Origin of the sequence: Streptosporangium sp. NPDC006007, from assembly GCF_040614315.1 — a bacterium.
Lineage (GTDB): Bacteria > Actinomycetota > Actinomycetes > Streptosporangiales > Streptosporangiaceae > Streptosporangium.
On record NZ_JBEXUG010000027.1, the window covers coordinates 76135 to 86850 of the forward strand.

Sequence of the window (10716 nt, forward strand, 5' to 3'; positions counted from 1 at the left end):
GTCAGGCCGAGCTCAGGTGTTCGCGGATCCGCCGGATGTGCTCGGGGGTGGTACGGCAGCAGCCGCCGACGAAGGCGGCGCCCGCCTCCTGCCACCCGGCCGCGGCCGCGCCGAACTCGACCGGGTCCGCCAGGCCGAGCCAGCGGCGATTCCGGGCGTCCCAGGTCTCGCCGGAGTTGGGATAGACCATCACCGGCTTGCTCCGGAGCCGGCCGATGAGGCTGGGGATGTGGCGGGGAGCGGTGCAGTTGACGCCGACCGCGATCACCCGCGGATCGTCGGCGAACAGTTCTGCGGCCTCGGCGAGCGGGGTGCCGTCGTTGATGTGCTCGCCGTCCCGGCAGGAGAAGCTCACCCAGGCCCGCATGCCGGGTGTCTCGGCCAGCAGCCGCTTCAGCGCCCTGGCCTCGGGGTAGGACGGGATGGTCTCGCAGGCCAGCAGGTCGGCCCCGCTGCCGGCCAGGATGTGCCAGCGGTCCCGGTGCCAGTCGGTCAGGCCGTCCTCGTCCAGGTCGTAGTCGCCGGTGTACTCGGCGCCGTTGGCCAGGTAGGCCCCGTAGGGGCCGATGCCGGCGGCCACCGTGCCCATGCCGTACGACTCCCTGGCCTCGGTGGCCAGGCGCACCGAGGCCAGGATCAGCTTCTCGGCCTCGCCGGCGGTCAGTCCCCGGCGGACGAAGGCCGGGATGCTCGCCTGATAACTGGCCGTGGTCGCCACCTCGGCCCCCGCGGTGAAATAGTCGAGATGAGCCTGACGGATCACCGAGGGGTTCTCCATCAGGAGTTTCGCCGACCACAGCTCGTCGCGCAGGTCCGCGCCAAGCGCCTCCAGATGTGTGGCCAGCCCGCCGTCCAAAATCACCATTCCGCCACTTTATGTGGACATTGAGGGCTTTGTATCCGTTTCTCCTGGCAGGGAGGCGCCCCCGGCCCCGGACCGCCCGCGAGAACCGGCGGCGCGGACCTGGGACGGGGACCGGCAGGGACGGAACGGGGGCCGGGAGAACGAGAAGGGGTAATGGGGAGACCCCGGGGGCCGGCGAACCGGAGGCCCCGGGGGACTGGGGAACGGGAAGGGCCGAGGGGGTCGGGTGGGGGCCGGAGAGCCGGGATCGGGCCGGGGGCAGAGCGCTCACTCACCAGCGGCTACAAAGGCACCGAGTCTGCCCGAACGGGCAACCCGGTGGCTCCCATCAGTCGATTCGGCGTAGGGCCTCGGCCAGACCGGCCAGGCCGACCGGGCCGATCTCCAGGGCGGAGGTGTGCCAGCGGCGCAGGTCGAAGTCCGCGCCCAGGCGCCGTCTGGCCTCCTCCCTGGCGGCCAGCCAGGCGCGCTCGCCGAGCTTGTAGGAGATCGCCTGGGCGGGCCAGCCGAAGTAGCGGACCACCTCGGCGTGGATCCGGTGCGGCTCGCACCGGCCCCGGTCGCGCAGCACCTCGCACGCCTTCTCGAAGGTCCACCGCGAACCGTCGGGGAGCGGCAGGTCCAGGTGCACGCCGATGTCGACGACCACCCTGGTGGCCCGGAGCGCCGATCCGCCGAGCATGCCGAGCCGGGTGCCCGGCTCGGTGAACCAGCCCAGCTCGTCGGCCAGCCGTTCGGCGTACAGTGCCCAGCCCTCGCCGTGCCCGCTCACCCAGGAGTTCTTGCCGAATCGCGACAGGCCGTCCCCGGCCAGCCGGGTCGCGCCGAACTGGAGGTGGTGGCCGGGGACACCCTCGTGGAAGACCGTGGTCAGCTCGGGCCAGGTCTCGAACCGGTCCCGCCCGCCGCCCACCGGCCACCAGGTACGGCCCGGCCGGGACATGTCCTCGCTCGGCGAGGTGTAGTAGGCCGAGCCAGAGGTCGAGCCGAGGGCCAGGGTGACGTCCACCCGGCGCAGCGGCTCGGGGATGTCGAAGTGGGTGCCGTGGAGCTGCTCGACCGCCCAGTCGTGGCGCTCCTGCAGCCAGCGCCGGTAGGCGTCCAGCCCCTCGACGTAGCAGGTCTCGTTGAGGATCGCCGTCGCCTCGTCCACCGAGGCGCCCGGTCGCACCCGATCCGCCTCGGCGGCCAGTTCCGCCTCGATGCGGCCCAGTTCGGCCCAGCCCCACTCGTAGGCGTCCAGCAGATCGATGTCGTCGCCCAGACTCAGCCGGGCGGCCACCGCGTAGCGTTCGGCGCCCACCGCGTCGCGCTCGGCCGCCCGGGGGGCGTAGTCCTCGCGCAGGTAACGGGCGGCCTCGGCGTAGGCGGCGTGCGCCGCCGCCGCGCCCCCGGCCAGCTCACCCAGGACCGGGCCGTCGCCGTAGCCCGTCACCAGGGCCTCGTGTGTGCCGCCGTCGGCCAGGAGGTCGGCCTGGACCGCCGACTCCAGCGCCTGGCGGCGGGCCGCCCGCTTCCCCTGGGCCAGGCCGGTCTCCAGGCTGCTCCGCCAGCCGTCCAGCATCAGCGGGATGGCGGCGAGCCGGGCCGCCACATCGCGCCACTGGTCGTCGGTGCCGCGCGGCAGCAGGTCCACGCTGTCGCGCAGATCGGTGATCAGACCGAACGGCGCCTGCACCGCGCAGAGCGGTTCGCCGATCTCGTGTGAGGCCGACTCGGCCTCCAAACGCTCGCGCAGGTGCGCCGCGGCCTGCACGTCCGCCTCGCACCGGGGTTGGAGGGAGACGAGCCGTCTCAGCGTCTCGCCGATCAGGGCGGCCCGGGCGGCGTGGCCCTCCGGGCTGTAGTCGCTGGCGGCGGCGAACTCGACGGCGATGCCGGCCGCTCCGGCGGCGACCGGGTCGAGCGCCGCCGAGCGGGAGACGTATTCATCACAAAGAGCAAAAATCGGGCTGGTCACGCCGGAACTTTAACCCACTCGACCCGATGTTCACTCCCTATATGACTTTTCCTTGACATCTATCGTCAGGATCTATCGTTTCCAGAACGGGCGCCGCTTACCGGCCCGGCTCAGGGACTCCAGCACCTCGACGGCCCTGCGCCACAGGGCGTCCACGTTCCCGCCCACCCGCAGCTCCGCGGCCAGGACCGCCAGCTCCGAATGGCCGCCGAGGTGGACGGCCAGCGCCGCGAGCCTGCTGCCCAGATCGTCGAGATAGCGCAGCCGATCGGCGGCGGACAGGGACTCGGCGGCGCGCAGCCGCCGCAGCTCCTCGCCGATCTCGGCCGAGGGCACCTCTCGCGGCACCCCCGGCGCCGCCGGCTCGCCACCGGGCGCCATCGGCGCGGGACGGGGCGCCATCGGGCCGCGCGGGGCGAAGGAGCCGCCGGCCTTCCCCCTCGGCGCGCCACCCAGCGCGCCGCCCAGCGCCGTGGCCGCGAAGGGCGGCCCCGATGGGGAAGGCCCCCCGGGAGCGCCCCTCGGAGCCGCCTGCGGCGAGGCCATCGAGGCGAACATCATCGGTGCCGCCGTGACGGCCGGGCTCTCCCAGCCGCTGGGCGGCTCCACCGGCTGGATCACCCGGTGCCCGGGGCCGCCCTCCGCGGACACCGCGCTGTCGACCGCGACGAACGCGGTGAACCGGCAGAGCACGCCGTACCCGAGCGAGACCCCGATGATCTCCGCCTCCAGCGAGTGGTCGCCCGCGGTGTAGCGGTCCTCCAGGGCGCGCAACCGGGCGCGCGCCCAGATCGCCCGCACCGCCGGGTTGTCCACCCGCGCCCCGGTGACCCGCCGCTGCCACGGCCACCCGGCGGAGTCCAGCCCGTGTACGGCCAGCGCCCCCTGACCGGCTCCCCGGTATCTCCCCTGGACGGTGAGCGGGACGCCCGGATAGATCGAGCCGAGCGGGCCGACCGTCCCGGGGATCACGTCGAGCCCGTCCCCCTTGACGGACAGGCCGGTCACCAGGGGTGCGCCGATCCTGCGGTGGATGTGCTCCATCGCCTCGTCCAGCCGGTCCTCGGACTCCACCAGCTCGCACCGGCCCGCGCCGAGGGCGGCCAGCCTGCCCAGGAACCCGGCGTTGACCGCCCGGTCGATGCCGACCGTGTGCACCCGCGCCCCGGCCAGCCGGGCGCCGAGCCGGTCCAGGATCTGGTCCTCGTTGCCGACCTGCCCGTCGGTGACGAGCACCAGGACGCGGTCCCTGACGGAGCCGCCGGAGCCGCCGGAGTCTCTGCCGCCGTCGGGGCCGCCGAGCAGCGTGGCGGCCCTCTCCAGCGGGTTCAGCATCTCGGTGCCGCCCCGCGCGTCCAGGCGGGCCAGGTGCTCCACCGCCCGGTAACGGTTACGGTCGGACGCCTCCGACAGGCCCTCGCCAAGCCCCTCGGGATATTCCACCACGCCGTCGAAGGAGAGCACGGCGAACCGGTCGCCGCCGGTCAGCGTGTCCACGATGCGGGCCGCCGCGCGCCGGGCGGCGACCATCTTCCAGCCGCTCATGCTGCCCGAGCGGTCCAGCACGAGCACCACGTCCTTGGGGTGGGCCGTGGGGGCCGCCGCGCCGGGGACGACGGTGAGCGTGAACGTGCCCTCGTCCCCGTCGGGGGCCAGCGCCAGCGAGGTTGAGGCGTCGAAGGAGAGCCGCAGGATGAAGTCGCGGTCCAGGCGCTCACCCGGCCGGAGGCGGACCGTGTCACCCTCCTCCCGGACCACGTGCAGGCTGGAGCGGACCTCCCGCAACTCCAGGCCCGCGGGGTCGACCGAGACGGCCAGCGACAGCCGCACCGGGTTGGGGAAGCCGGGCAGCAGCACCGGGGGCGTGATCCTGGAGGCGTCCGGCACCGCGTCGGTGTCCAGAGCCCAGCCGGCGCCGACCTGGCCGCCGTCGAGCGGGGTGCCGGGGATGTAGCGGGGGGCGACGACCAGCGGGAAGCGGAAGGTCGCCGCGCCGTCCTCGTAGGGGAGCGGCTGGTTGAGCGAGAGGTGTACGGTGACCCGCTCACCGGGCACGATGTTGCCGACCCTGATGGTGAAGACGTCCGGCCGCTCCTCCTCGGCGATCGCGGCCCGTCTGCCCTCGGCGATCGCCCGGTCGTAGTCGGCCCTGGCCTGGCCGCGCTCCTTGAGGATCCCCTCGATGACCCGTCCGTCCGCCTCCATCCTGAAGGCGGTCACCGCCGCCCGGTCGGGCAGCGGGAAGACGTAGGTCGCCTCAAGCGCCACGTCGTGCGGGTTGCGGAAGCCCTGCACCACCTCGACCCCGGCGATCAGCCCGGACACGGCGGCGGTCACGTCCACGCTCTCCAGCGGCAGGTTGCCCCGCTCGGTGACGAGCGTCCCCAGCCCGGCGTCCGGGACCGGCTCGCACTCCTCCGGGCGTAGCGTTGTGATCTCGGTGATCATGATCGATTCCCTTCGTGGGGGGCGAGGTCGTGTTGGCGGAGAACCGACAGGAGCGCCTCGGACGCGGCGCCGATCTCGGCGAGCTCGGCGGACGAGGGGGGACGGCCGCCGTCGAGCAGCAGCGTCACGCCGGCGGCCAGCCGTACACCGTGAACGACCACCGCGCCGGACCCGCCCCGGCCGCCGGGGGCGGCCGACTGTGACGCCGGCGCTCCGGGGAGGGCGGTGGTGAGCCCGGTCTCCGCCGCGGTGAGCGGATCGGCCCAGAAGCGAGGGCGTGCGGCCCGGGGCGCGGCTCTTCTCGGCCCTCCGCCTCCCTCTTTCGCGGTGCTCCTTTCGGGCACCCCGGCACCCTCGGGCGGGAGCTCCTGGAGATCGGCGATCGACTCCAGGAGCCGATCGGTCGCTCCGGCCAGCTCGGCCTGGATCTCGGCGATGGTCCGGCCCTCGGACTGGCGGCGCTTGACGGCGATCAGCTGGAGCAGGTGGCGCCTGCCGTACACGGCGACGCGGCCCCGGCGGGCCGACGGCGGGTCGAGCAGGCCGATCGTGGCATACCACCGGATGAGGCGCTCGTTGGGCGCGTCCCTGACCCGCCCGTTGAGCTGGGCGGTGGGGCTCAGCGCCGCGGAGGCCCGCTCCGCCAGTTCACCGATGGTCCATTCCATGCCTCGATAGTGACACTGTCACTATGACACTGTCAACATAAGATGAGTGGAGCTGGGTAGGGACATTTCACGACAAATAGGAAACTAGGCCTTAAATAGGGGGAGGACGCCTTATGTCCGCGATCACCAGCCCGCTCAAGCCCGAGGACAAGAAGGTCGTCGTCGCCGTGCTCCAGGCGACGCTCGTCGACCTCATCGACCTTTCGCTGCTGGGCAAGCAAGCCCACTGGAACGTGATCGGCCAGAACTTCCGCTCACTCCACCTGCAACTCGACAAGATCGTCGCGAAGGTCAGGGAACACGCCGACACCGTCGCCGAGCGCGCGGTGGCCCTCGGCGGCAACCCCGACGGCCGGGCGTCCACGATCGCCAACACGAGCGAGGTGCCGCAGCTGGAGCCGGGTTACATCAACGACGGCAAGGTCGTCGCCGCGATGACGGACATCCTCGGATCCATCATCCGCCGGATGCGCGAGCGCGTCGCCGCCACCGAGAAGCCCGACCCGGTGACCCAGGACATCCTCATCGAGATCACCCAGGACCTGGAGAAGCACCACTGGATGATCGAAGCCCAGCGCTAGACCGTCCCGCCACACACCTCAGGCGCCCCGGCCCACCAGACCCGGGGCGCCTTCCCCGCGCCTCCGCGCTCCCTGTCGCGTTATGCCCGCTCCTTCCACATCGACGTCAGGTGGCCAAGTCCGCGCCGGTTGATTCCTCGCTCGACGGCACCGGACTCGTCCGAACGTCTCAACTGAGAAGAGTGCTGGCGACCTTGGGATCCATAAGATTGGACCAAGCCTGTTCGGCGCCGTAGAGGGGGCGGCCGGGAAGGCGCGGTTCGGGGTACCAGCCGTCGCGATCACATCCGGGGACCAGGTCCAGGACAAGGTAGATGATGTTGTCCGGCACACTTCCTGTAATGCGTACGGCGACATATGTCTCGTGCCCGTTGTCAGCTCGAACCTGAACGCCCAGAACGAAGGTTGAGAAGCCTGTGCTGTGTTCACGTCCGTCATGTAGGGACGCGCGGATCAGCACGCGCACGCTCTCACTCAGGTGTCGGATCAGGCGAGTGCCCGCCTCCAGTTGGTAACGCTCATAGTCATCCTGATTCGGTAGTAGATGGCCGCAGTAAGTGCCCGTGACCAACGGTTTGGCGTGCTCGGCGTTGTATCGAGCCCGGGCTGCCTGGGCATCCACTGCCAGGGAAGCGTAGAAGTCGTCCAGCGAGCCATCTTCGCGGACGCCCGCCGCGATCAGCCACGGCAACGACTCCTCTGTCCAGATCGCGCCGCGCCATCGCCGAACCTTGACCTTGAACAGGATCTCATCGTCGATCGCGCGGATGCGCTCATGCCGTGTGGTGTCGTCGGTGAGCTGCTCTGCGGCTTTGGCCAGAAGAGGATGATCGATCTCGTCGAGTGGGTCATCGATGGGTGGGATCGGGAGCTTGAGGTCTTCACGCGCACAACGCAGTGTTGGTCGCGGGTGATCCATCGATCTGTCAGTCCTCCTCGCGCACGCCGCCGAGTTCGTCGATCCGTTCCGGAGATAGGCCGGTGAGCAGTGACAGGCGAGATCGGTTCGTCCCATCGAGCTGTTCCATCGCCTGGAGCATCTTCTGTCGAATCTCCTCTCGGCGGATTTCCAGATAGACCCGTACGGCTTCGGCGACCAGGTCCTTCTTGGTCACGCCGAGAAAATGCGCCCCGTTGGAGATCATCTGATCGATTTCCGGATCGACTTTCAGTGGAGACAGTGCCATGGTCGTCGGCCTTTCCTTATTGCTGGTACCTCAAGGCACCTAGGGTACCAGGGGTCTGCAAGGTGGACGCGAGATCAACCTCGGGCATCCTGGCTGGTGCCGGCGAGTGCGCCGTGGTCCTCGGAGGCGATCCCCGGAGTCTCTCCGCCGGTAAGGCATCCCCCTGTGGGGCGTGTCGGCACCGTCGTACGGCGGTGCCGACAATCTCGCGTGCTCCGGCCGGTTACGCCTCCTCCTCTCCGAGCCAGACAAGGTCGGAGTGGAGCCGTGACGCGGCGCTGTAGGGGCTCCTCCACCGGCCGAAGCCGTGGCCGATCAGGCCGACGGTCGCCGCCGTGCCGTCCGGCAGCGCCAGCCCGTAGGCCACCACCTCCGTAACGATCTCCTCGCCTCCCTCGCCCGTCTCGTCGTCCTCACCGAACTCCTGAACCAGCGCGAACACCCGCGGCGGCTCGCCGGTCAACGCCCTCCCGTCCCTGTGCGCGCATTTCGGGTCCGTGTTCTGGGGGCAATGCCCGTTGAAGATCGGATCACGGGGGGTGGGGGGGCTGACCGGGGCTGATGTGGTGCTGCATGTCGAGTGCTCCCTTCCGGGGTCGAACCCTGAGCGGAGATCTGCTGGACGGCCCTGTCCTGCCCTGATTTCACTGTGTTTTCGGGAGGATGCCGAGCGTGACCGTCGATGCTTTGGTAGCGTGACATCGAATTTACTGGTGCGCAAGCTTGCTGAATAAGCTCATTGCATTTGTCCCGATTTTTCTAATATTGAATCGGCGAAGCAGGCGGCGCGAGCCCGAAGGAGACGGCGATGGGCGCGAGGCGAGGACCGACGCTGCGGGCGCAGTGGCTCGGCAAACACCTGAAGGAGTTCCGTGAGTCGGCCAAGCTGACGCTCAAGCAGGCGGGCGACTACCTGCAGCGCGACGCCGCCACCATCAGCAGACTGGAGTCCGGCGTCATCCCGGCGAGAGTGTCCGACGTGCTGGCACTGCTCAACCTGTACGACGTCGGTGACCAGAAGGTCCGCGACGGGCTGGAGCAGCTCAGCCGCGATATCTGGCGGAAGGGCTGGTGGGACGGCTACGCCGATGACTCTCTCGGCGGGATGCTCGACCACGCCTGGCTCGAAACCCGTGCGAAGGGAATCCACTCCTACGAGGCGATGGTCATCCCCGGTCTCCTTCAGACCCGGGACTACGCCCGGGAGGTCATCACTGCGGGTGGCATGGGTGCTCCCGCAGAGCAGATTGAGCGCTGGGTGGAGTTCCGGATGACCCGGCAGCGCGTGCTCGACGCCGAATCGGTGCCGAACCTGGAGGTCGTTCTCGACGAGGCCGTGCTGCACCGTGTGATCGGCGGCCCGAAGGTGATGCGCGCCCAATTGGAGCACCTGTCCGAGGCCATGATGAGACCGAACGTGACCGTCCGAGTCTTGCCGTTCGCCGCCGGGGCGCATGCCAGTCTGGAGGGCTCTTTCACGATCTTCGACATGTCGGAGCCCTACTCCGATGTGACCTATGTGGAAACCCGGGGAGGCGCCGTCTACACCGAAGCAGAGGGCGCTGAGGGCTTCGCCCGAGCGTACGATTCCCTACAAAGCGCCGCGCGCACTTTGGACGAGTCTGCGACCGTCATCCGAAGTGCGATCGGTCGCATTAAACGAGTAAGAGGGAGGAGCACCTAATGGCCATCCCCGAAGAGTTGGCGGGCGTCGCCTGGCACATCAGCGCAAGAAGCGCCAACAGTAATGGGCAGTGTGTCGAGGCGGGTCCGTTGGCCGATGGCAGTGGGCGGGTCGCCGTACGGCACAGCCGTCGTCCCGACGCGGAGGTGATCGTCTACACCCGGGCCGAGTGGGAGGCGTTCGTCGGCGGCGTCAAGGACGGCGAGTTCGACTTCCCCGCCACGTGACCGCCCCCGTCGGCAAGTCGGTTCTGAGGACGTCGCCTCAGTGCTCGGTGTAGAAAGTGGGCTACCGGCACTCACTGTGATCGGCCACTATCGGGGTGTCAGTACGGCGAGGTAACCGGTTGTGCCGTGGACCGCTTCGGAGAGGTGCCGGCGAATTCCGAAAGGAGCGTGCGACATGTCGAATGATCTGCCCATGCGGCCTTGGGGCTTGGGGCGGATGAGTGAACGTCTTCCTGAGGGGCCACCGCTGTATGAGACGACTCAACTCGATCCCGTGACTCAGATCACTCACTTCTACGATACGCGCGGCACGGTTGTGGACATGGGTAAGGAGGGCACCAGCAAGGCCTTCGTTACCGTCACCATGTCGAGGGGCGGCGGCGGAGATGGTTCAGCCGGAAACACGCAGGTGGCAGACGACTCCGAAAACGACAACATGAGGGGCCGAGATCATTCCGGGCAGCGGAATCTGCGGCGGCGAGCTACGCCACCGACTGAAGCGCTGTGTACTCGTCGAGGACTTCGAATGGCGTCCGGTAATCAATAGATGAATGAAGTCGGCGCCGATTGTAAAAGCCCTCGATATAACGGATCACAGCTCGGCGGGCCTTCGCCCGGCTGGTGAAAACGTACCGCTTCAGCCACTCGTTCTTCAGCGCCGAAAAGAACGATTCGGCCATGGCGTTATCATAACATATGCCCGTACGGCCAACGGACCTCCGAATATTCAACCTCTTCAGCACGGCACCGAATTCATCGGACGTGTAGTTCGACCCTCTATCGGAATGGAAGATCGCGTCCTTTTCGATGGTGAAGGTCTGTGCCGCGTTCTCTATCGCCTCGGTGATCAGCTCGGTGCGGTAGTGATCGGCCACCGCCCACCCCACCACGGCCTTGCTGTAGCAGTCGATCACGGTGGCCAGGTAGCAAAACCCCTCCCACGTCGGGATGTACGTGATGTCGCCCACCAGCTTGACACCAGGCCGAGCGGCGGTGAAATATCGTCTGACCAGGTCGGGGATGCCCCGGAAGGCGCCCTGCTCGGTGAGCTTCGGCGTGAAGGTCCGCACCTGCGCCGGCAGCAGGCCCAGCTCGC

The 10716-nt window shown here is 69.1% G+C and carries 12 protein-coding genes; 4 read left to right on the forward strand and 8 right to left on the reverse strand.

Features of this window, described 5'->3' with window-relative positions:
• Position 1: 1 nt before the first annotated feature.
• The 4 genes from mmuM to ABZ194_RS20930 all read right to left on the reverse strand — a co-directional run bounded on the left by mmuM (position 2) and on the right by ABZ194_RS20930 (position 5941).
• Complete coding sequence (mmuM, locus tag ABZ194_RS20915; RefSeq protein WP_355598624.1) at positions 2-865, reverse strand: homocysteine S-methyltransferase; 864 nt, start codon at positions 863-865, stop codon at positions 2-4.
• Between the two features lie 328 nt (positions 866-1193).
• Positions 1194-2825, reverse strand: coding sequence for a DUF885 domain-containing protein (locus ABZ194_RS20920; protein ID WP_355598626.1), 1632 nt, complete (start codon positions 2823-2825; stop codon positions 1194-1196).
• Between the two features lie 72 nt (positions 2826-2897).
• Positions 2898-5273 carry a VIT domain-containing protein gene (locus ABZ194_RS20925; protein ID WP_355598628.1) on the reverse strand — a complete coding sequence of 792 codons (2376 nt, stop codon included), beginning with the start codon at positions 5271-5273 and terminating at the stop codon, positions 2898-2900.
• A complete protein-coding gene (locus tag ABZ194_RS20930; RefSeq protein WP_355598630.1) occupies positions 5270-5941 on the reverse strand; it encodes a MerR family transcriptional regulator in 672 nt (223 codons plus the stop codon). Before ABZ194_RS20930 ends, ABZ194_RS20925 begins: the two co-directional genes overlap by 4 nt.
• 113 nt (positions 5942-6054) lie before the next feature.
• Here ABZ194_RS20930 and dps point away from each other — a divergent pair, with 113 nt between their 5' ends.
• Positions 6055-6522 carry a DNA starvation/stationary phase protection protein Dps gene (gene dps, locus ABZ194_RS20935; protein WP_355598632.1) on the forward strand — a complete coding sequence of 156 codons (468 nt, stop codon included), beginning with the start codon at positions 6055-6057 and terminating at the stop codon, positions 6520-6522.
• A 169-nt stretch (positions 6523-6691) separates the two neighbouring features.
• Here the strand turns inward: dps and ABZ194_RS20940 are convergent, their stop codons facing one another.
• From ABZ194_RS20940 to ABZ194_RS20950, 3 genes are all read right to left on the reverse strand, one after another.
• Complete coding sequence (locus ABZ194_RS20940; protein WP_355598634.1) at positions 6692-7441, reverse strand: hypothetical protein; 750 nt, start codon at positions 7439-7441, stop codon at positions 6692-6694.
• Positions 7442-7448: 7 nt separating this feature from the next.
• Positions 7449-7709, reverse strand: a complete 261-nt coding sequence (locus ABZ194_RS20945) for a hypothetical protein (RefSeq protein ID WP_355598636.1) — start codon at positions 7707-7709, stop codon at positions 7449-7451.
• 223 nt (positions 7710-7932) lie between these two features.
• The gene (locus ABZ194_RS20950) at positions 7933-8172 is read right to left on the reverse strand and encodes a hypothetical protein (RefSeq protein ID WP_355598638.1); all 240 of its coding nucleotides are present in this window, start codon (positions 8170-8172) and stop codon (positions 7933-7935) included.
• A 345-nt stretch (positions 8173-8517) separates the two neighbouring features.
• Here ABZ194_RS20950 and ABZ194_RS20955 point away from each other — a divergent pair, with 345 nt between their 5' ends.
• From ABZ194_RS20955 to tgmA, 3 genes are all read left to right on the forward strand, one after another.
• Positions 8518-9393 carry a helix-turn-helix transcriptional regulator gene (locus tag ABZ194_RS20955; protein ID WP_355598640.1) on the forward strand — a complete coding sequence of 292 codons (876 nt, stop codon included), beginning with the start codon at positions 8518-8520 and terminating at the stop codon, positions 9391-9393.
• A complete protein-coding gene (locus tag ABZ194_RS20960) occupies positions 9393-9620 on the forward strand; it encodes a DUF397 domain-containing protein (protein ID WP_355598642.1) in 228 nt (75 codons plus the stop codon). Before ABZ194_RS20955 ends, ABZ194_RS20960 begins: the two co-directional genes overlap by 1 nt.
• Before the next feature lie 193 nt (positions 9621-9813).
• Positions 9814-10167 (forward strand): putative ATP-grasp-modified RiPP, encoded by a 354-nt coding sequence (gene tgmA / locus ABZ194_RS20965; RefSeq protein WP_355598650.1) that lies wholly within the window; start codon positions 9814-9816, stop codon positions 10165-10167.
• On the opposite strand, the gene ABZ194_RS20970 is transcribed toward tgmA, so the two are convergent.
• The coding region (locus tag ABZ194_RS20970; RefSeq protein ID WP_355598644.1) for an IS3 family transposase at positions 10103-10716 on the reverse strand (614 nt) is incomplete at its 5' end. The genes tgmA and ABZ194_RS20970 overlap by 65 nt on opposite strands.

Coding starts and splice junctions, on each gene's coding strand:
- ABZ194_RS20940 (WP_355598634.1), bottom strand. CDS start 7,441: ATGGATCACCCGCGACCAACACTGCGTTGTGCGCGTGAAGACCTCAAG.
- tgmA (WP_355598650.1), top strand. CDS start 9,814: ATGCGGCCTTGGGGCTTGGGGCGGATGAGTGAACGTCTTCCTGAGGGG.
- mmuM (WP_355598624.1), bottom strand. CDS start 865: ATGGTGATTTTGGACGGCGGGCTGGCCACACATCTGGAGGCGCTTGGC.
- ABZ194_RS20955 (WP_355598640.1), top strand. CDS start 8,518: ATGGGCGCGAGGCGAGGACCGACGCTGCGGGCGCAGTGGCTCGGCAAA.
- ABZ194_RS20925 (WP_355598628.1), bottom strand. CDS start 5,273: ATGATCACCGAGATCACAACGCTACGCCCGGAGGAGTGCGAGCCGGTC.
- dps (WP_355598632.1), top strand. CDS start 6,055: ATGTCCGCGATCACCAGCCCGCTCAAGCCCGAGGACAAGAAGGTCGTC.
- ABZ194_RS20945 (WP_355598636.1), bottom strand. CDS start 7,709: ATGGCACTGTCTCCACTGAAAGTCGATCCGGAAATCGATCAGATGATC.
- ABZ194_RS20960 (WP_355598642.1), top strand. CDS start 9,393: ATGGCCATCCCCGAAGAGTTGGCGGGCGTCGCCTGGCACATCAGCGCA.
- ABZ194_RS20930 (WP_355598630.1), bottom strand. CDS start 5,941: ATGGAATGGACCATCGGTGAACTGGCGGAGCGGGCCTCCGCGGCGCTG.